General features: G+C 69.7%; 25 protein-coding genes. 14 read left to right on the top strand and 11 right to left on the bottom strand.

Going from position 1 to position 20,723, the window contains the following annotated elements; genetic code table 11:
- Positions 1 to 86 precede the first annotated feature (86 nt).
- From ACH34T_RS06820 to ACH34T_RS06810, 3 genes are read right to left on the bottom strand one after another with little or no spacing between them, the layout of a single operon-like run.
- Positions 87 to 899, bottom strand: coding sequence for an ABC transporter permease (locus ACH34T_RS06820; RefSeq protein ID WP_395991114.1), 813 nt, complete (start codon positions 897 to 899; stop codon positions 87 to 89).
- The gene (locus tag ACH34T_RS06815; protein ID WP_395991113.1) at positions 896 to 1,840 is read right to left on the bottom strand and encodes an ATP-binding cassette domain-containing protein; all 945 of its coding nucleotides are present in this window, start codon (positions 1,838 to 1,840) and stop codon (positions 896 to 898) included. Before ACH34T_RS06815 ends, ACH34T_RS06820 begins: the two co-directional genes overlap by 4 nt.
- A 26-nt stretch (positions 1,841 to 1,866) precedes the next feature.
- On the bottom strand, positions 1,867 to 2,529 hold the full coding sequence (locus ACH34T_RS06810) for a DUF4097 family beta strand repeat-containing protein (protein WP_395991112.1): 663 nt from the start codon (positions 2,527 to 2,529) through the stop codon (positions 1,867 to 1,869).
- Positions 2,530 to 2,750: 221 nt separating this feature from the next.
- Between ACH34T_RS06810 and ACH34T_RS06805 the strand changes: the two genes are divergently transcribed.
- Complete coding sequence (locus ACH34T_RS06805; protein ID WP_395991111.1) at positions 2,751 to 3,527, top strand: helix-turn-helix domain-containing protein; 777 nt, start codon at positions 2,751 to 2,753, stop codon at positions 3,525 to 3,527.
- 133 nt (positions 3,528 to 3,660) lie between these two features.
- Here ACH34T_RS06805 and ACH34T_RS06800 read toward each other — a convergent pair whose 3' ends face one another.
- Positions 3,661 to 4,143 (bottom strand): pyridoxamine 5'-phosphate oxidase family protein, encoded by a 483-nt coding sequence (locus tag ACH34T_RS06800; protein ID WP_395991110.1) that lies wholly within the window; start codon positions 4,141 to 4,143, stop codon positions 3,661 to 3,663.
- Positions 4,144 to 4,390: 247 nt separating this feature from the next.
- Here ACH34T_RS06800 and ACH34T_RS06795 point away from each other — a divergent pair, with 247 nt between their 5' ends.
- Positions 4,391 to 4,855, top strand: a complete 465-nt coding sequence (locus ACH34T_RS06795; RefSeq protein WP_395991109.1) for an ATP-binding protein — start codon at positions 4,391 to 4,393, stop codon at positions 4,853 to 4,855.
- On the opposite strand, the gene ACH34T_RS06790 is transcribed toward ACH34T_RS06795, so the two are convergent.
- Complete coding sequence (locus ACH34T_RS06790) at positions 4,839 to 4,991, bottom strand: hypothetical protein (RefSeq protein WP_395991108.1); 153 nt, start codon at positions 4,989 to 4,991, stop codon at positions 4,839 to 4,841. The genes ACH34T_RS06795 and ACH34T_RS06790 overlap by 17 nt on opposite strands.
- Positions 4,992 to 5,341: 350 nt before the next feature.
- Here ACH34T_RS06790 and ACH34T_RS06785 point away from each other — a divergent pair, with 350 nt between their 5' ends.
- The 3 genes from ACH34T_RS06785 (at position 5,342) to ACH34T_RS06775 (ending at position 8,248) form a co-directional block, all read left to right on the top strand.
- Positions 5,342 to 6,307 carry a GlxA family transcriptional regulator gene (locus ACH34T_RS06785; RefSeq protein WP_395991107.1) on the top strand — a complete coding sequence of 322 codons (966 nt, stop codon included), beginning with the start codon at positions 5,342 to 5,344 and terminating at the stop codon, positions 6,305 to 6,307.
- Positions 6,304 to 6,906, top strand: coding sequence for a DJ-1/PfpI family protein (locus ACH34T_RS06780; protein ID WP_395991106.1), 603 nt, complete (start codon positions 6,304 to 6,306; stop codon positions 6,904 to 6,906). Before ACH34T_RS06785 ends, ACH34T_RS06780 begins: the two co-directional genes overlap by 4 nt.
- Before the next feature lie 91 nt (positions 6,907 to 6,997).
- A complete protein-coding gene (locus ACH34T_RS06775) occupies positions 6,998 to 8,248 on the top strand; it encodes a hypothetical protein (RefSeq protein WP_395991105.1) in 1,251 nt (416 codons plus the stop codon).
- Here ACH34T_RS06775 and ACH34T_RS06770 read toward each other — a convergent pair.
- Both ACH34T_RS06770 and def read right to left on the bottom strand, forming a co-directional pair.
- Positions 8,245 to 9,222 carry an arginase family protein gene (locus tag ACH34T_RS06770; protein ID WP_395991104.1) on the bottom strand — a complete coding sequence of 326 codons (978 nt, stop codon included), beginning with the start codon at positions 9,220 to 9,222 and terminating at the stop codon, positions 8,245 to 8,247. The genes ACH34T_RS06775 and ACH34T_RS06770 overlap by 4 nt on opposite strands.
- A gap of 49 nt (positions 9,223 to 9,271) precedes the next feature.
- Positions 9,272 to 9,814 carry a peptide deformylase gene (def, locus tag ACH34T_RS06765; protein ID WP_395991103.1) on the bottom strand — a complete coding sequence of 181 codons (543 nt, stop codon included), beginning with the start codon at positions 9,812 to 9,814 and terminating at the stop codon, positions 9,272 to 9,274.
- A 598-nt stretch (positions 9,815 to 10,412) separates the two neighbouring features.
- Between def and ACH34T_RS06760 the strand changes: the two genes are divergently transcribed.
- Positions 10,413 to 10,661, top strand: a complete 249-nt coding sequence (locus tag ACH34T_RS06760; RefSeq protein ID WP_395991102.1) for a hypothetical protein — start codon at positions 10,413 to 10,415, stop codon at positions 10,659 to 10,661.
- Between the two features lie 9 nt (positions 10,662 to 10,670).
- Entirely contained in the window at positions 10,671 to 11,474 is an 804-nt protein-coding gene (locus tag ACH34T_RS06755) for a hypothetical protein (RefSeq protein WP_395991101.1), read from the top strand.
- A 100-nt stretch (positions 11,475 to 11,574) separates the two neighbouring features.
- Here the strand turns inward: ACH34T_RS06755 and ACH34T_RS06750 are convergent, their stop codons facing one another.
- Positions 11,575 to 11,775, bottom strand: a complete 201-nt coding sequence (locus tag ACH34T_RS06750) for a hypothetical protein (RefSeq protein ID WP_395991100.1) — start codon at positions 11,773 to 11,775, stop codon at positions 11,575 to 11,577.
- A gap of 104 nt (positions 11,776 to 11,879) precedes the next feature.
- Between ACH34T_RS06750 and ACH34T_RS06745 the strand changes: the two genes are divergently transcribed.
- The 5 genes from ACH34T_RS06745 to gdhA all read left to right on the top strand — a co-directional run bounded on the left by ACH34T_RS06745 (position 11,880) and on the right by gdhA (position 15,896).
- Positions 11,880 to 12,203, top strand: coding sequence for a hypothetical protein (locus tag ACH34T_RS06745; protein ID WP_395991099.1), 324 nt, complete (start codon positions 11,880 to 11,882; stop codon positions 12,201 to 12,203).
- A gap of 130 nt (positions 12,204 to 12,333) precedes the next feature.
- Positions 12,334 to 12,690 carry a DUF488 domain-containing protein gene (locus ACH34T_RS06740; RefSeq protein WP_395991098.1) on the top strand — a complete coding sequence of 119 codons (357 nt, stop codon included), beginning with the start codon at positions 12,334 to 12,336 and terminating at the stop codon, positions 12,688 to 12,690.
- Positions 12,691 to 12,990: 300 nt separating this feature from the next.
- Entirely contained in the window at positions 12,991 to 13,650 is a 660-nt protein-coding gene (locus ACH34T_RS06735; RefSeq protein WP_395991097.1) for a DUF4360 domain-containing protein, read from the top strand.
- Positions 13,651 to 13,664: 14 nt separating this feature from the next.
- On the top strand, positions 13,665 to 14,315 hold the full coding sequence (locus ACH34T_RS06730; RefSeq protein WP_395991096.1) for a DUF4360 domain-containing protein: 651 nt from the start codon (positions 13,665 to 13,667) through the stop codon (positions 14,313 to 14,315).
- Positions 14,316 to 14,519: 204 nt separating this feature from the next.
- Positions 14,520 to 15,896, top strand: a complete 1,377-nt coding sequence (gdhA, locus tag ACH34T_RS06725; RefSeq protein ID WP_395991095.1) for an NADP-specific glutamate dehydrogenase — start codon at positions 14,520 to 14,522, stop codon at positions 15,894 to 15,896.
- A gap of 76 nt (positions 15,897 to 15,972) precedes the next feature.
- Here the strand turns inward: gdhA and ACH34T_RS06720 are convergent, their stop codons facing one another.
- On the bottom strand, positions 15,973 to 16,371 hold the full coding sequence (locus tag ACH34T_RS06720) for a RidA family protein (RefSeq protein WP_395991094.1): 399 nt from the start codon (positions 16,369 to 16,371) through the stop codon (positions 15,973 to 15,975).
- Positions 16,372 to 16,452: 81 nt separating this feature from the next.
- Positions 16,453 to 16,821, bottom strand: coding sequence for an RICIN domain-containing protein (locus tag ACH34T_RS06715; protein ID WP_395991385.1), 369 nt, complete (start codon positions 16,819 to 16,821; stop codon positions 16,453 to 16,455).
- 21 nt (positions 16,822 to 16,842) lie between these two features.
- Between ACH34T_RS06715 and ACH34T_RS06710 the strand changes: the two genes are divergently transcribed.
- Positions 16,843 to 17,265 carry a response regulator transcription factor gene (locus ACH34T_RS06710; protein ID WP_395991093.1) on the top strand — a complete coding sequence of 141 codons (423 nt, stop codon included), beginning with the start codon at positions 16,843 to 16,845 and terminating at the stop codon, positions 17,263 to 17,265.
- Positions 17,266 to 17,410: 145 nt separating this feature from the next.
- Positions 17,411 to 17,776: an MmcQ/YjbR family DNA-binding protein gene (locus tag ACH34T_RS06705; RefSeq protein WP_395991092.1), complete on the top strand. Its 366-nt coding sequence runs from the start codon at positions 17,411 to 17,413 to the stop codon at positions 17,774 to 17,776.
- Positions 17,777 to 17,792: 16 nt separating this feature from the next.
- Here ACH34T_RS06705 and ACH34T_RS06700 read toward each other — a convergent pair whose 3' ends face one another.
- Positions 17,793 to 20,699, bottom strand: a complete 2,907-nt coding sequence (locus tag ACH34T_RS06700) for a GH92 family glycosyl hydrolase (RefSeq protein ID WP_395991091.1) — start codon at positions 20,697 to 20,699, stop codon at positions 17,793 to 17,795.
- Positions 20,700 to 20,723 lie beyond the last annotated feature (24 nt).

Here is a 20,723-nt window from a genome sequence, read left to right as displayed (position 1 = left end):
TGGCGGGCCGCCGGGTTGGCGGGCCACCGTCAGACCAGAGGGCCGTCGACCCGATGGTCTGACGGCCCTGTCGTCGATCATGAAGGTCAGCGGCTCGGGTCGCGGCTGAACAGCTTCATCGACCAGAGGAAGCCGACCAGGGCGATGCCCACCGACCAGGCGATGACCTGGTAGCCGCTGTTGCCGATCGCGTCGCCCATCAGCAGCCCGCGCAGGGTCTCGATGGCGGGGGTGAACGGCTGGTACTCGGCGAACCAGCGCAGGCCGGTGGGCATGGAGTCGGTGGGCACGAAGCCGCTTCCGAAGAACGGCAGGAGCAGCAGCACCAGGGGCGCGTTGCTGGCGCCCTCGGGGTTCTTGGCCGCCAGGCCGAGCGCGACCGCCAGCCAGGTGAGCGCGAAGACGAACAGGGTCAGCAGACCCGCGGCGGCCAGCCACTCGACGGGGTTGGCGTCGGGCCGGAAGCCGATCGCCAGCGCGACGCCGACGACGACCACGATGCTGATCCCGATGGAGATCATGCTGCCGACGACATGCCCGGTGAGGATCGACGACCGGGAGATCGCCATGGTGCGGAACCGGGCGACGATGCCCTCGGCCATGTCCATCGCCACCGAGATGGCCGTGCTGGTGGCGGCGCCGACCGTGGTCATCATGATGATGCCGGGGGTCACGTAGTCGATGTACTCGCCGCGTCCTCCCCCGCCGGCGAGCCCGTTCCCGAGCGTGCCGCCGAAGACGTACACGAACAGCAGCAGGAAAATGACCGGCATGCCGATCAGCTGCACCGTCATCGCCGGGTAGCGCAGCATGTGCTTCAGCCTCCGGCGGATCATCGTCAGCGAGTCCGCCAGGGTGTGGGTGCGGACGCCGGGGGAGGCGATCGTCTGGGTGCTCATCGAACCTGGTCCTTGTCCTTGGGGTCGCCGGTGAGGGTGAGGAAGACGTCGTCGAGGTCGGGGGTGTGCACCGACATTTCCTGGACGTCGATGTCCTGGTCGTCCAGGCGGGCCAGCAGCTGCCGCAGCTCGCGGACGTTGCCGTCGCTGGGCACCCGCACGGTGCGCGGGTCGTCGGTGACGAAGCCGGTGCCGAGGGCGCGGAGCGCGGACTTGACGCCGTCCTCGTCGGTGAACCGGAGGCTGACGTGCCCGCCGGGGATGAGCCGCTTGAGCTCCTCGGGGGTGCCCTCGGCGATGAGGGCGCCGTGGTCGAGCATCGCGATGTGGCCGGCGAGCTGGTCGGCCTCCTCCAGGTACTGGGTGGTCAGGAAGATCGTGACGCCGGCGGCGACCAGGTCGCGGACGATCTGCCACATGGTGCGGCGGCTGCGCGGGTCCAGGCCGGTGGTGGGCTCGTCGAGGAAGATGATGCGCGGGTCCCCGACCAGGGTCATCGCCAGGTCCAGCCGGCGCCGCATGCCGCCGGAGTAGGTGGAGGTCGGCTTCTTGGCGGCCTCGACGAGGTCGAACTGCTCCAGCAGCCCCGCGGTGCGCGCATGGCCCTCGCGCCGCGGCAGGTGGTGCAGGTCGGCCATCAGGTTGAGGTTCTCCTCCCCGGTGAGGAGCTTGTCCACGGCCGAGTACTGGCCGGTGACGCCGATGGACGCGCGGACCGCCTGGGGCTCCCTGGCGAGGTCGTGCCCCGCCACGCGGATCTCGCCGGCGTCGGCGCCGATCAGGGTGGACAGGATCTGGACGGCGGTGGTCTTGCCCGCCCCGTTCGGGCCGAGCAGGGCGAAGACCGTTCCCTCGGCGACGTTCAGGTCGATGCCGTCGAGGACGACTTTGTCCCCGTACGACTTGCGGAGCCCGGTCGCTGTGACGGCCAGGGTGCTCATGATGGTGCTCCTCGGGGGTTCGCGGGTCAGAGGCTGCGGGCGTCGATGTCGCCGTGGGAGGTCGTGGCGTGGATGTCGAGCGCGGCGGTGCCGTCGTTCTTGAGGGCGTTGCCGATGCGGCCGAGGTCGGTGCGGGCGTCCAGGACGGCCGAGACGCCGGCGGCGGCGGCGACCGAGATGTCGCCGGAATGGGTGCGGAGCACGACCTTGCCGCCCGCGGCCTCCGCGATCCGGATGTCGCCGCGCGTGGTGCTGATCTCCGCGGGGCCGCCAAGCCGGCCGACCTCGACGTCGCCGTCGACCGCGGTGAGGCGGACGCTCGCCGCCTCGTCGATCTTGATCTGCTGGTACGCGCCCTGGAAGGCGACGTCGCCGAGCCGTCCGGCGGTGTGGAGCTCGGCGGCGGCCGCCTTGGCCTCGACCCGCGATCCGGCGGGCAGCTCGATCGTCACCTCGACGGCCCCGGTGGGGCCGAAGGCCTGGCTCTTCACCGCGGCCTCGATCCGCAGGACGCCGTCGCCGTACTCGACCTCGGTCTGTTCCGCGGCCTTCACGTCGCGTCCCTTCGCGGCGTTCACGGGCAGGACCTCGACCACGGTGTCGGCCCGGTCGGCGGCGATGAACCGGACGCGCCCCGCGGGGACGTCCAGGACGGCGGCGATCGGGGCGGGGGTGTCGTACTTTCGCATCGTGCGCTCCTCGGGCTCGTTGTTTCGAACACTGGAAACGCTACGTTGCCTTCACTGATTGCGCAACGATATCGTTGCATCTACTTGATATAAGCGCTGGTAGTAGCCATAAAATCGTTGCAACGACCTAAGGGCTTAATGCAACACGTGCTGTTTGATCGTTGCAATGAATCTGAGTGAACGCTAGGGTGGGCGCATCAGGCGACACGAAGGAGGCCGCGATGCCGGGAGGAAGGCTCACCCAGCAGGACCGCCAGCAGATCGCGCTCGGGCTGGCCGACGGCCTCGCCTACGCCGAGATCGCCCGCCGGCTCGAACGTCCCACCTCGACGGTCACGCGTGAGGTGATGCGGAACGGCGGCCCCCTCGGCTATCGCGCGGACGTGGCCCATCGCGCCACCGAACGCCGCAACCACCGGCGCAGGCCCGCCGCGTCCCGGGGAACGGAGTCGGCCCCCCAGCCGCACGGACGCGACGCCGAGGCCGTGCGCGAGTTCGAGGAGATGCTCACCGCGGTCCTCATGCAGTCGGGCCTGCCCAACAGGATGATGGCGCGGGTGATGGTCTGCCTCTACACCTCCGACTCCGGCAGCCTCACCGCCGCCGAACTCGTCGAGCGCCTCGGGGTCAGCCCGGCGTCCATCTCCAAGGCGATCACGTTCCTGGAGAGCCTGGACCTCCTCCGCCGGGAACGCGACGAACGCCGCCGCGACCGCTACGTCGTCGACGAGGACCTCTGGTACCGGTCGATGGTCCGCAGCATCCGGGACAACGTCCTGTTCGCCGAGACGGCACGGCAGGGCATCGCCGTCTTCGGTCCCGGCACCCCGGCCGCCGCCCGCCTTGAGAGCGCCGCCCACTTCCTCGAGGTCGTCGCCGACAGCCTCACCCGCGCCATGGAGGAGGCCCGCGAGGTCCTGCACAGGAAACCCGAAACGCCCCCGGCCGCCCCCGGCGACCCCGCCGGCACTGACGACCCGGTTCCAGATCGTGGATAGGCGGCCGCGCGCTCGATGAACCCGGCGACGTCGGTGGTCGTCCTCGCGACAATGGCCGCCGTGGAGCAGGTCGAGCACGGCTTCGACCCGTGGCCCGAGATCGCCGTGCTGAAATCCCGCCTGTGAGGCGGGGTCAAGGGCTGACTTGGCGGCGGATGTCTATGCCGGTCTCATTGGACGGATCGCGCCCCGGGACGTGCACTTCGTGTTTCGTGGCCCGGGCGAGATAAAGGCGCAGGCGCGCGTCGCCGCTCAGTTCGTCGGGGTGGAACGCCCTGGTCCCGGGGTCGATGCGGGCGAAGGCCTCGGCGCAGCGTCGCGGTAGTTCGTCGTCCGGGACGACCGAGGCCGTCGCGTCGATGTAGGCGCAGCGTCCGTGACCGATTTCCGCGGTCGAGTCGTAGATGGCGAGGGCGACGGACGGGCGGGCGCCGATGTTGCGGGAATGGCGCGCTGACGGTGAGGAGACCCAAAAGAACGTCAGGTAGCCGGAATGGGTGAAGTAGACCGGCGAAAGGCGCGGGCGATTGTCGGGCTCGGTCGTGCCCAGCGTCATATAGCGGTTCGCGTCGATGATGGCGCGTGCCAGTTCGTCGAGATCGGCGGGCAGGTCCATGGCGCGGCTCCCTGGCTCCCTCGGTTCGGCTGATCGCGATCATGTCACGTTGCTTGTGGGACGGGTGGTGCGATCAGGGAGAACGTTCGCGCGCGGCGTGAACGGGAGCCGGGTCACGGGCCGTACAGCGTGGGTGACGGACGACTTTCCGGAAGCGAAGGGAGTCGTCGTGGACGCGTTGCAAGCTGCCGGCCGAGGCGAAGCGGGCCCTGGGGCCGACCGTGCCCGGCGTCGGGGAGGCGGTGCTGTGGAAGACGCCCGCGTGGTGGTCGGCGAGATCACGGTGCCGGGGGTGCGGCGGTCGGTCGGGTTCGCGCGGAGCTTCGTCCGGGACACGGCGCTCGACTTCCCCGGACGGGACGACATGATCCTGGTGGTGAGCGAGACGGTCGCGAACGCGATCAGGCACACGGCGTCGGGGCGGGAGGGCGGCCGGGTGACGGTCGTCCTCGCGGCCGGGGACGGGGTGTACCGGCTGGAGGTCGCCGACGACGGGGGCGCGGGCGGCGCGCCGCACGTCAAGGCGGAGGTCGGCGCGGAGACCGGGCGCGGGATGCGGATCGTGGACGCGCTCGCGTCGCGCTGGGGCTTCCGGGTGGACGGCGACCGGACCGTGGTGTGGGCGGAGTTCCCGGCCCCGGTCGCCGCGGGCCGGGACGACCAGGGCGACCGGGGCGATCGGGGCCGGGAGCCGTTCAGCGGCCCCGGTTGAGCTGCCGGGTGGGCAGCTGCCGGGCGTTGCGCCGGTTGTTCGCGAAATTCGCCGACCTGACGTCGTGCTTCTTTCGCTTTCCCTTCTTCTTGGATTTGGCGAAGGGGTCCGATTCGGGGTTGTTGAGAGCACGCATGGAAAGGAGACCTCCGGGCCTGGTCGAATTCGGCCATAAAGGGGCCGACGAAAGGGTGTGCCTGCATGACGGCGCTGGTCACAGCGGGTGCGCTGACGGTTCACAGCGGATGCGGTGGCGGCTTACAGCGGTGCGGTGGCGGCGCCGAGGGGAACGGGAGCGGGCCCGCCACATCAGGCGGACGGCTCGACCGGAGGAAGAATCACAGCTCCATGCGTACGAGTTAGCCATGATCCTTCGTGGTGTGTCAACACATTAATTTCGTGACGGGCGCCTCATCTCGGCCGATGGCGTGATGTGTGGGGTGCCCGGCGTTGACGCCATGGCGGGCGCGGAGACAGCCTGGAGGCATGCGCGTCGCGTTCGTCGTCTATGACGGGTTCCAGGTGCTCGATCTGGCCGGGCCGCACGAGGTGTTCCGGCTCACCGGGCGGTACGAATGCCTGGTCGTCGGGCCCGCGGCCGGGCCGGTGACGGCGTCCGGCGGGCTGCCGGTGCACGCCGCGTCCGGCATAGGCGATCTTGATCCGGGCGGCATCGACACCCTCGTGGTGGCCGGCGGGTTCGGGGTCGACCGGGCGCGCAAGGACGCGGCGCTGGTCGGCTGGGTCGCTGAGGTGGCGGAAAGCGCGCGGCGGGTCGCGTCCGTGTGCAGCGGGGCGCTGCTGCTCGCCGAGGCCGGGCTGCTCGACGGACGCCGCGTCACGACGCACTGGGGGCGCGGGGAGCAGTTGCGGACGGAGTATCCGCGCCTCGACGTCGACTGCGATCCGATCTTCGTCCGGGACGGGCGGGTCTGGACGTCCGCCGGAGTCACCGCCGGGATGGACCTGGCGCTCGCGCTGGTCGAGGACGACCACGGACGGGACGTGGCGCACGCGGTGGCGCGGGAGCTGGTGATGTTCCTGCGGCGGCCTGGGAGCCAGTCGCAGTTCAGCGTCCCGCTGTGGTCGGCGCAGCCCGCGTCGGACCCGATCCGGGCTGCGGTGTCGTCCGTCCAGGCCGATCCGGGCGCCCGGCACACCATCGCGGACCTGGCCGGCCGGTCCGGGCTCAGCACGCGGCACCTGCAACGCAGATTCACGGCGGAGCTGGGCGTCTCGCCGGCCGCGTACGTCGAGCGGGTGCGCGTCGAGGCGGCGCGGCGGGCGCTGGCGGAGGGCGACGAGCCCGTCGAGACGCTGGCGCGGCGGCTCGGATTCGGGACGGGCGAGACGCTGCGCAGGGCGTTCCACCGGCATGTGGGCGTCGCGCCGTCCGACTACAGGGACCGGTTCCGCGGAACCGACTTTTTCAAGGGAAGGGTTCAGTCGTGACCACGTATGGGCTGTTGGTCTTCGAGGACGCAGAAGAACTGGACTTCGTCGGTCCGTGGGAGGTGTTCACCGCGTCGGCGATGGTGCGCGAGGAAGGCGACAAGGCGGTACTGATCGCTGAGCAGTCCGGGCCTGTCCGCTGCAACAAGGGCATGAGGGTCGTGCCAGACCACGTCCTGGACGACCATCCGAAGCTGGACGTTCTCCTGGTGCCCGGCGGGCGCGGTGCACGCGAAACCCAGCCGAACAACCCGGCCGTCACGGGATGGATAGCGAAGGTCGCCGAACAGGTCGACTGGGTGACGAGCGTGTGCACGGGCGCTGCGCTGCTGCACGCCGCTGGACCGGCCAAGGGGCGCAGGGTCGCGACCCACTGGTCCTTTGAAGACGCCCTAGAGGCCCACGGTGACGTGACCGTCGTACGCGACGCGCGCTACGTCGTGGACGGCAAGCTCGTCACGAGCCAAGGCGTTTCGGCGGGCATCGACATGGCCCTCTGGCTGATCGGACGCATCCACGGCCGCGACCACGCGCGGGCGGTGCGCCGCTACATCCAGTACGAGCCGGCCCCGCCGTACTTGGCCGACGAACCGTCCTAGACGCGCGGCGCGGGGAGCGGCGGCGGGCCTGATCGGGTCTAACATTCCGGCGCACAGGTGATGATCTTCGCTTATCGGCATAATCACCCGAATGGCGATATCGCTTCCGGTGCGGTTCCGCAGCGACGGCGTGCGGGTCGCCGTGGAGACCGATCCGCTGCACGCTCCGCTGCGCGACTTCCTCATCAACGACCTGGGCGAGGACGTCTCCGCGATCGTCCGCGCCCGCGGACGGCTCGACGGCGCCTCGGGCGACCCAGCTGACCCGAGCGGCCGGGGCGCCGCGGGCGATCCCGGTGCGACCGGTGCGCCCGGCGGCCGCCGCGATCCGCGCGAGCCGTGGCAGGAGCTGTATCGCTATCACCGGCTCGACTTCGACGGGACGATCGTCCACGTGCGGGACGTCGGCGGCTGGGCGTCCTGCGACCTCGACCCGGACGTCCTGCGCAAGTGCCTGGACGAATACCTGCACGAGGTCGGGGCGCTGCAAAGCCGCCGCAGCCTGGAGCGCGCGCTGATCGAAAAGCGGGGCGTCGAGCGGAGCTCGTCCATTGATTGGCGATGGGCGGGAGCTGGAGAGCGGTCTGCCGAGCCGATGGCGGCGTCGCTCGCGCTCGGGTCCGTGTCGCACCGGACGCAGGGGTGGGGGCTGGTCCAGACGCCGCGCGCCGTCCTGGAGGACGTCGCCGGGCTCACCCCGCACCCGGACGCCTGCCTTCCGCACGGCGTGCTGGAGACCGGCTCCGGTGCGTGCTGGGCCGACCTCGCCGTCCTGGACGAGACGGGCACGCGCCTACGCGGCGGCACCAAGACGTTCATGCCGCGTGGCATCGATCTGGAACGGCTCATGACGGAACTGGGAAACACCCTGACCCGGGCCCGTTTCATCAGTGCCGTCCCAGGAGCGTGGTCGGGTGTCGTCGCCGGTGTTCCGGTGCACGGCTACGTCGACCCGGAGGCGATTCTGCGTCTCCCTTGCGAGCCGATCGAGGTCGGTGGCGTCGTGCAACACGTGCGGGTGTTCTTCCCAGAGCTGGCTGACTCCGGTGTTGAGCTGGAGGCCGCGGCGTCGAGCGCGAGCGAGTTCGCCCGCTCGGTGGACGGGCCGCGTCACGTCCTGACGGCGTTTCTGCTTCATGACGTCCAGAGCCATCGGCACCATCTGGACGTCGTCCGCAACGCGCGTCCTGGCTGGGAGCACACGGGGAACGCGTGCCATGTGCGGCTGGATGTCCAGACCGTCCGGCTGGAGCATCTGTGGCTTCCCGGGCATGCCTGCGAGGTACCGACAGGCGAATTCGCCGGGGTCCTGTATGAATACGAGCGCCTTCTGGGCGGCTAGGCGACACCGGACGCGCGGAAGGCGGTGGCGATCGTGTCCGTCAGGGCCGCGCCTGCCATGCCGTCCGGGTCTCGCTCGGGGTCGTAGATGCCTACGTGGAAGCCAAGCGCGCGCGGGCTCGCCACCAACGTCGTCAGGACGGACGTGAGTTCCTCGAACGACAGACCATCCGGGTTGGGCGAATCGACCGCCGGCATGACGCTCTGATCGAGGATGTCGGCGTCCAGGTGAATCCAGAAGCCGTCGATGGGCGCGGCCTCCAGATGGGCTCGCGCCCCTTCGGCGGCGGCGTCTGCGCCGTGCTCGCGGACGTACTCGATCGGATACCGGCGGATGCGCGAGGTGTCGAACGCGGCGACGTCGGCGATCTCGTGGTCCCCGGGCTCCCGCTGGACGCCGATGTGCGCGACATGCTCCTCCGCCACATAGGGACGCAGCCCGCCGATGTCGGCGAGCGCGTCCGGGCCGTGGCCCGTGACCAGGCCGAGCGCCAGCCCGCCCGCCGTCAGCCGTCCCGCCCAGGCCGCCGGATCGAGCCGGGGCGAGTAGTCGTCGTGCCCGTCCAGGTACGCCAGCCCGAACGTGCCCGGACGGCGGCGCAGGGCGAGCATCGGCCCCAGCGCAATGCCGCAGTCGCCGCCGAGCACGACCGGAAACAGGTTCGTCGGTTGGAACTCGTCCGTTGGTTGGTGGTGGGTGGGGGCTGGAGGACGGTTCGTGTCCAGGAGTTCGCCGATGCGGGACGCGAGCCGTTCCGCGTAGTCGGCGAGGCCCGGGCCGTTCAGGTAGCCGGTCGCCTCGTCCGGGCCGAACACGTAGGGCGGCGGGTCGACGCGGCCCGCGTCCTCGGCGTTCAGGCGGCCGACGATGTCGTGCCCGCGCAGCGCGCGGGCCAATCGGCGCACCCCGGGCTCATGCCCCTCGCGCGGCGGCCGGAGCCCGAGATTGGACGGGGCGTCGAGCACTGCGATCACCCTTCCAATCTAGAACCAGACCGTTCGCCTGTCTCGTCGTCGGGGACGGCTAGCCGCTGAGGGCGTCGGGTTCGGTGCGCAGGGTCTCGTACTCCTTGAGGACCTTCTTGCGCGCGCGGGACGAGAGCCGGTCGATGTAGAGGCGGCCTTCGAGGTGGTCGGTCTCGTGCTGGAGGCAGCGGGCGAGCAGGCCCGTCCCTTCGACCGTGACCGCCGCGCCGGTGACGTCGAAGCCGTGGACGGTCGCACGGTCCGGACGGGCCAGACGCGCATGCGGGCCAGGCACGGAAAGGCAGCCTTCGTCGCCGTCGTCCAGCCGCCGGTTCTCCAGCGCGGGCAACTCCAGGACGGGATTGACGACCACTCCCTTGTGCCGCTCGCCGTCCTCGTCTGGGCAGTCGTAGACGAAGACGCGCAGCGCCACACCGATCTGGTTCGCGGCAAGGCCGACCCCATCGGCCTCGTACATGCTGGCGAACATGTCGTCGGCCAGTTCCTTCAACGCCGCGTCGAAGTCGTCGACGAGCCTGCACGGCTGGTGCAGGACGGGTGTCCCCACCAGCGTGATCGGTCGCACCTGTCCGGCAGCCATCGCCTGTGCTCCTCGCCGTCCCGTCCGGATGTTCTTCGCACGCCGCGCGAAATCGCGCTACCCAGGGTAACCGGCGTAAGCCGGACATCGCCCGTCGCGCTGCGCCATCGGACGGACGCGGAGCGTGTTCCGCTCGTCGCACACAGTCGCCCGTTCGTCGATGAGCGGGGGTGAAGCCTCGATGCCGCCGCCCCGGGCTCGCTACCTTCGACGCATCCGCTGAAAGGCCCGGGCGAGCCGCTTCGGGGGGAGCGGCCGGTCCTGTGTGTGCGTCCGGGCCGACACGGCGGAACGGGGGGAGAGGGGTCACTTCGGGGGAGTGGCCCCTCCGTCCGTTTTCCGCGTGAATTCGCGCCTGAGCCTTCAGGTGAGAACGCATCCGCCGCCCGCCCGGACCCGAAATTCTTCGTCAAGGAATTCCCGCGTTCGTTGAAATGATGACGGCCGCCGGGCAATAGAGAGAAGATCAGCGCGTTCGCGCGGACCTTTCCGGCGTACGGCGGGCCCACCGGAAATGAACGCCGCGCCAGGGCCACGTCGCGAAAACTTGACGCGGCGGACGTCGACTTCACCACGCGCCTGCGGAATGGTCGTCCCCATGCATTCACGAATTCCGAGCACCGTGGCGTCCGGCCCCACCGGATGGCTGCTGGTATTTCTCCGCGCGCGCGAGCAGGCGCTGCGCACCCACACCGGACTGGCGGCGGGCCCCACGGAATGGCTGCTGGTCTTCCTGGAGGTCGGACGCGCCGAACGCGCGGCGCGGCAGCGTCCCGCGGCGCTGCTGCCGCGGCGCGGCAGGTCCGAGGAGCCCCCGTTCGGCCGGCTGGCCGCCCGCAGCGCGTAGAGGAAGGTCATGACCGTCGAGATGTTCCTCGCCGCCCTGATCGGCGGCGCGATCGGCGTCGCCGAGCTGGCCGCGCGTTACCGTGACAAGCCGGTCGCCGCGCTCCTGTCGCCGGGCGGGCTGCTGTTCGTGTTCGTCAACGCCAGCGCGTCGATCGTCGCGCTGATCGCGGTGACCGCGTCCGGCTGGACGTTCGGGCTGCCCGCGACGACGCCCCAGGAGAGCCTGACGGCCGTCCGGGTGCTCGCCGCCGGGATCGGGTCCGCCGCCGTGCTGCGCATGTCGTTCGCCCCCGCCCAGAGCAGGGCCGTCGGCACCGGGCCCGTCGCGCTCCTCAACGGCATCCTCCGGATCGCCGACGGCGAACTGGAACGCAAACGGGCGCTCAGCAGGCTGTCGCACAACGACCTGTCCGGGCTGTCGTTCGAACGCGACCACGCGGCGCTCGCCGAGCTGTGCTGCCACCTCATGCGCGAGTTCGACCTGGCCGAGGCGCAGCGGCTCGGCGGGCTCGCGGCCGAGCTCAGCCACCGCGACGACCTCACCGACCTCGACAAGCTGGACTGCTGGGGCCTGGAGCTGACCCGCCTGGTCGGCGAGCGCGCCCTCCGGCAGGCGGCCAGGCGGCTGCGGGACCGTCCGCGCGACGAGCCGGGACCGGCCGCGCCCGACGAGCGGCCCGCCGCCCCGGCGGCCGAGCCCGAGCACGCCGCGGAGACCGTCCCGGCGCCGCGGCCGCCCATCGCGAAGGCCTCCCGCCTCGCCGGGGGCACGAACGGCAGGACGGAACGCAAATCCTTCAGCGATGCCTGAACGCCGGTGAAATACCGGTGCGTCCCCCTGCGGGCGCACCGGTATTTCACTATTCCGGCCGGACGGACTTCGTCCGCACCGGCGTGCGGACGGCACGGGCCTAGCGGGGATGAAAAGTGCTCACCGGCGGGGTGTTCTCGGCGCCGTCCCGTTCTTCCAGGACGGACGCGACGCGATGCAGCGCCTCCGCCAGCGACACCAGCGCCTGCACTTGGGCGGCCGCCATCAGATTTCCCGGCGAGGGATCGGCGGCCTGCGCCTCCGCGGCGGCGTCACAGGCCTGCTGGCTCCACCAATGCACGCGGCGATCCTATTCGAGTCGGCGAATGCGCCACCCGCCGCCGCGCCGCCGCGGCGCCGTCCACCGGGATGAAAGTGGTCACCGAAATGGAAAGGGTGTGACTCGTGAACACGGATCCGCGCGCGGCGCCGCCGTCCGGACGTCCGGACCCCGCGCTCCCACGCTGGGCCGCGAAGCCGGTCGGCCGGCTGACCGCCGGGGAGCTCGCCGAGGCCCTCGCCTACCTCGAACGGCACCGGCCCGACGACGACGTCCTGGGCCGCGCGCTCGCCGGCGAGTTCGCCCGCCGCACCGCCGCCGCCGAGTTCGCCCACCACACCGCCGCCAACCGTCCAACCCCGCCCAACCGCCCAACCCCGCCCGACCGCCCACCCCAGCCCAACCGCCCCACCCCGCCCAACCGCCCAACGCCGCCGGGCCGCCCTTGAACGTGTCGCCGGGCGCCGGTATTCGCCGGGCGCCGGCATTCTCGGGATCGGCATTCCCGGGGATCGGAATTCTCGGGGGTGCGGCGGGCATGGGAGGGCCAAGGGGAGTTCGGCGGGCATGGGAGGGGACATGGACGTACGACTGCGCAGGGTGTACGAACCGGTCTCGGACGGTGACGGAAAACGAATCCTGGTCGACCGCGTTTGGCCGAGAGGGCTGTCCAAGGAGAAGGCGCGGCTGGACGAGTGGGCGAAGGACGTCGCGCCGTCCACCGAGCTTCGCAAGTGGTACGGACACAGTGTTGATAAGTTCGACGAGTTCACCCGCCGATACGAGGCCGAACTCGGCGATCCCGAGCGCGCGGCGGCGTTCGCCCGCCTGCGGGAACTCGCGGAGCGGGGGCCGATCACCCTGCTCACCGCCACGCGGGACGTCGATCACAGCCAGGCGGCCGTTCTGGCGGAGCGGTTGAGGGACGGCGTCTAAACCGGAAAGCGTGGCCGGAATGCGCCACGGCATAGTGCCGCCACCGGCCGGGTTCCGCAGCACGTCACAGGGGTTCTCGGGACGTTTTCTATTCATTCTGTAAGGCAATTTGATTTCTGTTCATCTACTTGATGGAACGTTCCGTTCACAATGAATGACGTTGGACGCTCCATTCTTGCTGATCAACGCAGGTGTACCGAGGTCAACGCCGGGTTTTCGTATGTTGAAAGTTGGTGATTGACCGCTTTGATCAGCCAGCTTTACGCTCCCTTTGCGCAGGCTCCAGCAAGGAGGAATCGCATGCGTAAAGGGATCGTTTTTTCCGCGGTCGCCGCAATCGCCATGGCTGCCGCTTCGGCGGCGCCAGCGGCGGCCGCCTCGCCCGGCTCGTACTTCGTCCCCGGCCCTGACGGCGTCACGATCGAGATCGCGACCGTCAACGGCTCGGGCTGCCCGGCGGGAACGGCCGCCGTCGCGGTGTCGGACGACAAGGAGGCCTTCACGGTCACCTACAGCGACTACCTGGTCCAGGCGGGCGGTTCCTCGTCTCCGACCGACTTCCGCAAGAACTGCCAGATCAGCATGAAGGTGCATGTCCCGCAGGGATTCACCTACGCGATCTCGTCCACCGACTACCGGGGCTTCGCGGCCCTGGCGCCCGGTGCGACCGGCGTGCAGAAGGCCAGCTACTACTTCCAAGGCCAGCAGCAGACCGCTGCTAAGCAGCACACGCTCCGGGGGGAGTACGCCGACAACTGGCAGTTCACCGACACCAACGACGTTGGTCAGCTCGTGTGGAAGCCGTGCGGTGAGGAACGCAACTTCAACATCAACACCGAGCTCCGCGTGACCAAGGGCTCGGACCCGGCGGAGCTCAGCTTCATGGCGATGGACTCCACCGACGGCAGCATCAAGACCATTTACCACTTCGAGTGGATGAAGTGCCCCCCGCGACGGTAAGAGGAGAAGGAACGATGCGTAAAGGACTGACCGCAGCGGCGATGGCCATTCCGGCCATGGCGCTGGCGCTCTCCGCGGCTCCGACCGCGTCAGCCGACGTCAACGACCCCCCGCCGGACGACAAGATCCTCATCGACGTGCTCACCGTGAACGGCTCCGGCTGCAAGGCCGGGACCACCGCGGTGGCCACCGCCAGCGACAACACCGGCTTCACCGTCACCTACAGCGACTACCTCGCGCAGGCCGGCGGCGAGTCGAGCCCGATCGACTTCCGGAAGAACTGCCAGCTCGCCCTCCGCGTCCACGTGCCGCAGGGGTTCACGTACGCCGTCGCCGGTGCCGACTACCGCGGCTTCGCGTACCTGGAGGAAGGCGCGACCGGACTGCAGCGTGCCAGCTACTACCACCAGGGCATGACGCAGACGAGCCAGGTGTCGCACACGCTCAAGGGCTCGTACTCGGACAACTGGCAGTTCTCCGACCGCACCGATGTCGCGGAACTGGTCTGGAAGCCGTGCGGCGAGGACCGCAACTTCAACATCAACACCGAGCTGCGCGTGAACAAGGGCAGCTCGAAGGAGACCAGCTTCATGGCCTTCGACTCCACCGACGGTAGCGTCAAGACGACCTACCACTTCGCGTGGAAGAAGTGCCCGGGAGCCTGACGTCCCCTCCCGCCGGGCCGCGTCCTCACCCAGGGAGGACGCGGCCCGGTCCCCTTTTCGGCACCCCGCGCCGAACGTCCCCAGCTGGATCGTTCCCAGGTCAGCGGCCGATCCTGAACGGGAGGCGAACCTTCGGCGGGCCTGTCAAAGGCTGTGAAAGACAGGTTTTAGAGTGGAGGGGTCGTCGATGAAGGGATCTTCACCATGCCGTTGGCCTCCCGCCTGCCGGCCCCGCCCGAGATCTTGGCCGTCCTGGAGGAGTCGTACGAGCGGGTGCTGCGGCGTGACCCGGGCGAGGCGGAGTTCCACCAGGCCGTCCACGAGGTGCTGGAGTCCCTCGGCCCGGTCCTCGCGGCGCGGCCGCGGCTGGGCGCCGCGAAGCTCGTCGAGCGGCTGATCGAGCCCGAGCGGCAGATCATGTTCCGGGTGCCGTGGCAGGACGACGAAGGCCACGTCCACGTGAACCGCGGGTTCCGCGTCGAGTTCAACGGCGCGCTGGGCCCGTACAAGGGCGGGCTCCGCTTTCATCCCACCGTCAACCTCGGCATCGTGAAGTTCCTCGGCTTCGAGCAGATCTTCAAGAACGCGCTGACCGGGCTCGGCATCGGCGGCGGCAAGGGCGGCAGCGACTTCGACCCGCACGGACGCTCGGACGAGGAGGTCATGCGGTTCTGCCAGTCGTTCATGACGGAGCTGCACCGGCACGTCGGCGAGCACACCGACGTCCCGGCCGGCGACATCGGCGTCGGCGGCCGCGAGATCGGCTACCTGTTCGGCCAGTACCGGCGGGTCACGAACCGGTGGGAGGCGGGCGTCCTCACCGGCAAGGGCCTGCTGTGGGGCGGCTCCGCGGGACGGACGGAGGCCACCGGCTACGGCAACGTCCTGTTCACCGCCGAGATGCTCCGCCGCCGCGGCGAGGACCTGGACGGCCAGCAGATCGTCGTGTCCGGGGCCGGGAACGTCGCGATCTACACCATCGAGAAGGCGCAGCAGCTCGGCGCGAACGTGATCACCGTGTCCGACTCGGGCGGCTACGTGGTGGACGAGAAGGGCATCGACCTCGACCTCCTCAAGCACGTCAAGGAGGTCGACCGGGGCCGCGTGTCCGACTACGCCGACCTGCGCGGCGCGTCCGCCCGGTTCGTGCCGGGCGGCCGGGTGTGGGACGTGCCCGCCGACATCGCGCTGCCGTCCGCGACGCAGAACGAACTGGACGCGGACGCGGCGGCGCTGCTCGTCCGCAACGGCGTCAAGGCCGTCTCCGAGGGCGCGAACATGCCGGCGACGCCGGAGGCCGTCCACATCTTCCAGGAGGCGGACGTCGCGTTCGGCCCGGGCAAGGCCGCCAACGCGGGCGGCGTCGCGGTGAGCGCGCTGGAGATGCGCCAGAACGCGGGCCGCGAGGCCTTCACGTTCTCCCGTGTCGAGGAGGAGCTCGCCGGGATCATGCGCTCCATCCACGACACCTGCTACGAGACCGCCGAACGCTACGGCGCCCCCGGCGACTACGTCGTCGGCGCCAACATCGCCGGCTACGAACGCGTCGCCGACGCGATGCTCGCCCAGGGCCTGATCTGACCCCGTCCCGGCCCCGCACGGCCTGACCCGGCCCCGCGCACGGCCTGCCCCTGCCTCGCACGGCCGGACGGCCGCGTCAGCGGGCGGCGGTGACCATGATCTCGACGAGGAGGTCCGGGCGGAACAGATGCGCCTGGACGCAGGCTCGCGCCGGCGGGTTCGCCGCGTCCACCCATTCGTTCCACACGTCGTTGTGCTCGGCGAACATGCTCATGTCGGCGAGCCAGACCTGCGCGGTGAGGAGCCTGGACTTGCTGGTCCCGGCGGAGCCCAGGAGCTGGTCGATCTGCCGAAGGACCTCTCTGGTCTGGAACCGGACGTCGCCGGTCGGATTGATCGGATCGCTGACGACGCCGGACAGGTAGACGGTGTCGCCGTGAGCGACGACCTGGCTGATGATCGGTACGCCGGGGTAGGGCCTTCCGTCCTCGTTGACGATGATCCGCTGCCGGGAAATCGCCGCGGGCTCTGTCATGTGCGTCTCCGTCTTCTCGGCTCGTGGCTCAAGGGCCCGCCGCGGGTCAGCGGCGGGCCCTTAAGAAGTGTGCGTCGCGGTTCAGGTTCGCCAGGCCTGGCCGTCGCCGCCGTTGCAGTTCCAGTTCACCACGGCGCCCCCGTAACCGAAGTTGTTGTTCAGGACGCTGAGGCACTTGTTGGTGGCCACGCCGCTGACCAGCCTGTTTCCGGCGGGACTCCACTGCTGGGGCGTCCCGCCCCAGCAGTCGAACATGCCGATGGCGGCCCCGTCGCCGCCGTTTCCCCAGCGGACGTCCAGGCACCTGCGGGTGGGGAGATTGACCCCGGTGCTGCTGGCCGCGCTGCGCGGATATGTCGCCGCGGGCCCGCTGACACCGGCTGTGGCGGCACTGCCGCCGGGCGTGTCATCGTCGGCGACGACGACACCGTCCGCGCGGCCACCCTCCAGGCGCGCTCCTGGCTGGAACTGGTGCGGAGCCGGCAGCCCAACCCCGACTGGATCATGGAGCCGTTCATGGCCGGGCTGGCGATCAAGGCACGCGCCTACGAACGTGACCCGCGCGCGACTCGTCCACTGGTCGTGGGACCCGCCGCCGGCTACGGCCGGTGGATCAGCATTCAGGCGGCACCGCTGGACGACGGCGCCGGGGACGTGGCGGTCACCATCCGGGCCGCCGGGGGCGAGCAGATACTCCCGGCCTTTTGCGACTGGTACCAGGCCACCCCCCGCGAACGCCAGATCCTCACCCACCTGCGCGACGCGGTGGCGCCCAAGCAGATCGCCCGGCGCCTGGACCTGTCGGTGCACACCGTCAACGACCACCTCAAAGCCATCCACCGCAAGACCGGGGCGAGCCGCCGCGAGGAACTCCTCGCCGCCCTCACCAGCTGACCCGCACTCTCGTCGACCAGCGCGATGATCGAAGTGCGGAGCGGGTCCCCCACGGACGACGAGTCCGGTGAGTCGGGGTGTGGATTGCGTTGTGCCGGTGACGGCAGAATGGCGTCGACGGCCGGGGAATGGACGGGGGCATGTGATGGCGGACGACGCGCGGCGCGATCGGGTGATCGGGGAATGCCTGGCCAAGCCGGGATCGGTCGAGGACTATCCGTTCGGTGACGAGGTGGCCGTCTTCAAGGTGGCCGGACGGATGTTCGCGCTGGTGCCGCTGGGCGCCCAGCCGGGGAGCGTCAGCCTCAAGTGCGACCCGGACCTGGCCCTCGACCTGCGTGGACGCTATGCCGCGATCACCGCGGGCTATCACCTCAACAAGCGGCATTGGAACACCGTCGTCCTGGACGGCTCGGTGCCCGAAGAGGAACTGCTGGAGCTGATCGACCATTCCTACGAGCTCGTCGTGGCCAGCCTGACCAAGGCCCAACGCAACGAGCTGCTGCCCTGACGGTGTGCGGCGTTCGTCATTTCGAGGTCGCGACATCGAAGATGTGCATGATGCCCTGATCGCTGGCCTGCGGGAGCGTCACCGCACGGACGCGCTTGCCCGCGTTCAGCGTGACGGGACGCGTCGCGAAGACCCGGAAGGCGCCGCTGCCGGTCGAGCCGTTCGCATTGTTGCGACCGGTGATGTTGATGAGTTCGGTGTTTCCCGCTGTCGCCGCCTTGGCCCAGTCGGCGAATTCGACGGGGATCTGTTGTGTCGATCCGTCGGTGTATTCGACCGTCGCCGTTCCGGTCGCCGGCCCGTTGGTCGCCAGCCCGAGGAAGGAAACGGCGCCGCCGGGCGCGCCGTCGAGTGGGATCCGCTGGCCGTGCGGGATCCAGTTGTCGGGCCTGCCCGGTGCGGTGTCGGGCCAGGTGAACACGATTCCGGTGCCGTCCAGCGGGAGCTCGGCGCCCGGTTTCGCGCCGGCCGCGGCGAGGCTCTCCCGGGACAGGGACCAGTCGCTGAGGTCGAGAGAACCCAGGTTTCCGCGCCCGTCGGGGGTGGTGCCGACGTTGTTGCGCGCGTCGGCGCCGTCCGTGTACGAGGGCGGAATGTCCTGCGCACCGGTTCCCCACCTGCCCGGAGTCGCCGACATCCGGAAGTCGAGCGTGCCTCCATGGCGGGCGAGACGCGCGTCGACCCACGACCGGGTCTGCGGACGTCCATTGACGCGCATCCCCGCGACGTAGCGCTTTCCGCGCTGGACGCCGGCCGCGTCGATCCTGATGACCCGGCGGCTCCCGAAGGGGGCGATGACGATCCTGTCGAACATCGGCGCGCCGATGACGAGGTCGCCCGTGCCATAGATCGCTGGATACACACCGAGATTGGCGAACACGTACCACGCGCTCAACGAGCCCTGGTCGTCATTGCCCGGCAGGCCGGACGGCGAAGTGTCGTACATTTCCCTGACGGCGCGGTACAACACATCGGTGGTCTTCTCCGGCGCTTGCAGCCAGTTGTAGACCCATGGCGTGCTGAACGCGGGCTGGTTCGACAGGTAATTCCCCGTCTTCGTGTACGCGCCCGCGTCCAGGTCTTCCATGAGGACGTCGAGCGCCTTCATGGACGCCTCCGTGCCGCCGCGCCTGCCGATGAGCGTCGACAGATTGTGCGGGACGAGCCAGCCGTACTGATACCCGGTCGACTGGTTGAACTGGCCGCGTCCCTGACCGTCGTCGCGCACCCGCAGGTCGAAGTTCCGATCGAAACCGGTGCGTTCCCTCGGGCGGATGTGCCTGGTCACGGGATCGAAGACGTTCATCCAGTTCTGTGCCCGCTCCATGAAGGTCTGATAAGACACCTTGTCGCCGAGACGCCGCGCGAGCTGTGCGATCGCGAAGTCGTCGATGGCGTATTCAAGGACCCGCGAGGTCGCGAAATCGCCCTTGCGGTTCTCGATGAGCCCGGCTGCGAAGTACTGGTAGCCGTCCGTGCGGAACGTCGCCGTCGCCGGCAGTTTCTGCGTGGACGTCATCGACCTGAGCGCCGCCCCGCGGTCGTAGCGGGTCGCGCCCATGTCGTCCAATGTGGACAGGATCACCTGCAGGTTGTCGCCCTGCATCCGGGCCGCTCCCGGGGCCCAGGAGCCGGTCTGCTCGGTCAGCTTCACGATCGAGTCGTTGATGTCGTTCGCGACCTCGGGGAATGTCAACGCTATGAGTTGGGCCTGGCTCCGGTACATGTCCCAGCCGGAACCGGCGAAGTTCTTGTAGAAGTGCCGGCCGCGCTCGACCCGGTGCACCTTGCCGTCATATCCGAGATATTCGCGGTTGACGTCGTCCCGGACGTTCGGGTGCAGGAGCGAATGGTAGAGCGCCGTGTAGAACTTCGTGCTCTGCTCGTCCGTCCCGCCGGAGACCTCGACCGTGCCGAGGGCCTGCCGCCAGAGCCGTGCGGCCCGCGCGCGCACCGCACCGAAACTCGCCCTCCCCACCTCGACGTCGCGGTTCTCCGCCGCGTTGTCCACACTGACGAAACTGAGCCCGGTCTTCGCCGTCACCTTGGCGCCGTCCGCGAAGGTGATCCAGGCCCCCGTGTCATGCCGATAATCGGCCTTCACGTCATCAGTGCTCTTCTCGACGTGCGTGCCCCCGACGGACATCTGCCCGTCCTTCCACACCCCATAAGACGCGAAGTTCTGATCGTACGTGGTAGAGAAGTAGGCACGGTAGTAGTTGCCGTTGTCGCAGAGGTCGGCGCCGTGCAGCCACCCGCTCACGGTCCGGGTCTTCGGGTCGATCTGGACGTCGGTGCCGAAGGTGCGGTTGTTCGGGCCGGACGCGTCCAGAATCAGGGTCGAATTTTCGCCGTCCGGGAAGTCGAACTGGCTGACGGCCGTCCGCGGGCTCGCTGTCAGCCGGGCGGCGACCCCGTTATCCAGCCCGACCGAGTAGTACCCGGGCTCCGCGACCTCTTTCCCATGCTGAAACCGCAGATAGTAATTCTTGATGTCGGTAGAAGGATTCACCGGCAACGCGCCGTCCCGCAACTCCCCCGCGTACGGAATCGTCGGGAACTCGTACCCGCCGAAGCGGCCCGTGCAGCCCGACCCCGAATACCGCGTCATGCCGAACCCGCGGATGAGGCCGGCCGTGTACTCGTACCCGCCCTTCTCGCCGACGAGCGGGTTTCCCGGCTTGTACGTCGTCGGGCTCGACTGCACCATCCCGAACGGCGCCGCCGCACCCGGAAAGGTGTTGCCGTAGGCGTCGTTGCTCTTGTTCTGGGACGTGTCCATCTCGGTGCCGATGAACTGGTCGACGGCCTCGAACGGCGAGAGCCCCGCCCCCGCCACGGCCGGAACGGCGACGACAACGGACGACACCAGCGCGGCCGCCGAACCAGCCGCCACGATGCGCGCCGATCTCCAGGACGACATGCACGCCCCTTCTCACACACGACG

Source organism: Actinomadura sp. 9N215 (assembly GCF_044326345.1).
GTDB lineage: Bacteria > Actinomycetota > Actinomycetes > Streptosporangiales > Streptosporangiaceae > Spirillospora.
The sequence above is the reverse complement of the archived record's forward strand: the minus strand, read 5'-3'. Positions and strand labels throughout refer to the sequence as shown.

What these genes read in the sequence shown, in the direction of transcription:
- ACH34T_RS06820 (WP_395991114.1), bottom strand. Translation starts at nt 899, where the DNA reads ATGAGCACCCAGACGATCGCCTCCCCCGGCGTCCGCACCCACACCCTG.
- ACH34T_RS06815 (WP_395991113.1), bottom strand. Translation starts at nt 1,840, where the DNA reads ATGAGCACCCTGGCCGTCACAGCGACCGGGCTCCGCAAGTCGTACGGG.
- ACH34T_RS06810 (WP_395991112.1), bottom strand. Translation starts at nt 2,529, where the DNA reads ATGCGAAAGTACGACACCCCCGCCCCGATCGCCGCCGTCCTGGACGTC.
- ACH34T_RS06805 (WP_395991111.1), top strand. Translation starts at nt 2,751, where the DNA reads ATGCCGGGAGGAAGGCTCACCCAGCAGGACCGCCAGCAGATCGCGCTC.
- ACH34T_RS06800 (WP_395991110.1), bottom strand. Translation starts at nt 4,143, where the DNA reads ATGGACCTGCCCGCCGATCTCGACGAACTGGCACGCGCCATCATCGAC.
- ACH34T_RS06790 (WP_395991108.1), bottom strand. Translation starts at nt 4,991, where the DNA reads ATGCGTGCTCTCAACAACCCCGAATCGGACCCCTTCGCCAAATCCAAG.
- ACH34T_RS06785 (WP_395991107.1), top strand. Translation starts at nt 5,342, where the DNA reads ATGCGCGTCGCGTTCGTCGTCTATGACGGGTTCCAGGTGCTCGATCTG.
- ACH34T_RS06775 (WP_395991105.1), top strand. Translation starts at nt 6,998, where the DNA reads ATGGCGATATCGCTTCCGGTGCGGTTCCGCAGCGACGGCGTGCGGGTC.
- def (WP_395991103.1), bottom strand. Translation starts at nt 9,814, where the DNA reads ATGGCTGCCGGACAGGTGCGACCGATCACGCTGGTGGGGACACCCGTC.
- ACH34T_RS06760 (WP_395991102.1), top strand. Translation starts at nt 10,413, where the DNA reads ATGCATTCACGAATTCCGAGCACCGTGGCGTCCGGCCCCACCGGATGG.
- ACH34T_RS06755 (WP_395991101.1), top strand. Translation starts at nt 10,671, where the DNA reads ATGACCGTCGAGATGTTCCTCGCCGCCCTGATCGGCGGCGCGATCGGC.
- ACH34T_RS06740 (WP_395991098.1), top strand. Translation starts at nt 12,334, where the DNA reads ATGGACGTACGACTGCGCAGGGTGTACGAACCGGTCTCGGACGGTGAC.
- ACH34T_RS06735 (WP_395991097.1), top strand. Translation starts at nt 12,991, where the DNA reads ATGCGTAAAGGGATCGTTTTTTCCGCGGTCGCCGCAATCGCCATGGCT.
- ACH34T_RS06730 (WP_395991096.1), top strand. Translation starts at nt 13,665, where the DNA reads ATGCGTAAAGGACTGACCGCAGCGGCGATGGCCATTCCGGCCATGGCG.
- gdhA (WP_395991095.1), top strand. Translation starts at nt 14,520, where the DNA reads ATGCCGTTGGCCTCCCGCCTGCCGGCCCCGCCCGAGATCTTGGCCGTC.
- ACH34T_RS06720 (WP_395991094.1), bottom strand. Translation starts at nt 16,371, where the DNA reads ATGACAGAGCCCGCGGCGATTTCCCGGCAGCGGATCATCGTCAACGAG.
- ACH34T_RS06705 (WP_395991092.1), top strand. Translation starts at nt 17,411, where the DNA reads ATGGCGGACGACGCGCGGCGCGATCGGGTGATCGGGGAATGCCTGGCC.
- ACH34T_RS06700 (WP_395991091.1), bottom strand. Translation starts at nt 20,699, where the DNA reads ATGTCGTCCTGGAGATCGGCGCGCATCGTGGCGGCTGGTTCGGCGGCC.